A 772-nucleotide genomic window follows, 5' to 3' on the forward strand; every position below is an offset into this window, starting at 1 on the left:
GGAACTCCTGCACGCCGTATTGGCTACCATCACCAACGGTGAACTGGTTGTTAATCTGGAGCGTGTGGCCGTTGGCGAAGGTCACCACCAGGCTGGCGTCGCTGCGTGACAGCTGCAGGGTGACCGGGTCGATGCCGGCAGCGAATTCGACCACGTTGAGGTCGGCGCTGGTGCTGTCCCGGAAGTCGTCAATAGTGATCTGGTTCGTAGTATCTCCAACCCGGTAAGTATCGCTGCCGTCTCCACCGCGCAACTGTACCGTCCCTGTCACCGTGCTGACGTCGAGAGTGTCGTTACCACTGTCGCCGGATACAAACCCAAACGGGCTATTGCCGGTGATGGTCACCTGATCATCGCCAGCTCCGGCAGACACGCCGCTAAAGGAGAGGTTGGTGATCGTGACTTGGTCGCTGCCTCCACCGCCGAGCACAATGCCGCCAAACATTTGGCCGATGGTAAGTCGGTCGTTACCATCGCCGCCGTCCACAAAGTCAGTGTCACCAGACACCGTCAGCAGATCGTCACCGCTGCCTCCTGATACTCGCCCGCTCACGACCGTCAGCTGGTCGTCGCCGTCCTCGCCGAACAACTGATCGAAACCGCCGTCCGTGCCGCCGATCAACACGTCGTTGCCGGCGCCACCGTACAGCGCGTCGTTGCCGGCGCCGCCATCCAGCACGTCGGCGCCATTGTCGCCGCGCAGCGTGTCGGCACCGTTGCCACCGTTCAGCGTATCGTCGCCCTCGCCGCCGCTCAGCGTGTCGTCGCCGTC

The 772-nt window shown here is 62.8% G+C and carries 1 protein-coding gene; it reads right to left on the minus strand.

The genetic code is table 11. The features are described 5' to 3' along the window. On the minus strand, positions 1 to 772 hold a 772-nt coding region (locus PMI31_RS03635), incomplete at both ends, for a calcium-binding protein (protein ID WP_008016307.1).

Origin of the sequence: Pseudomonas sp. GM55, from assembly GCF_000282395.1 — a bacterium.
In the GTDB taxonomy this organism is placed as follows: Bacteria; Pseudomonadota; Gammaproteobacteria; order Pseudomonadales; family Pseudomonadaceae; genus Aquipseudomonas; species Aquipseudomonas fluorescens_CC.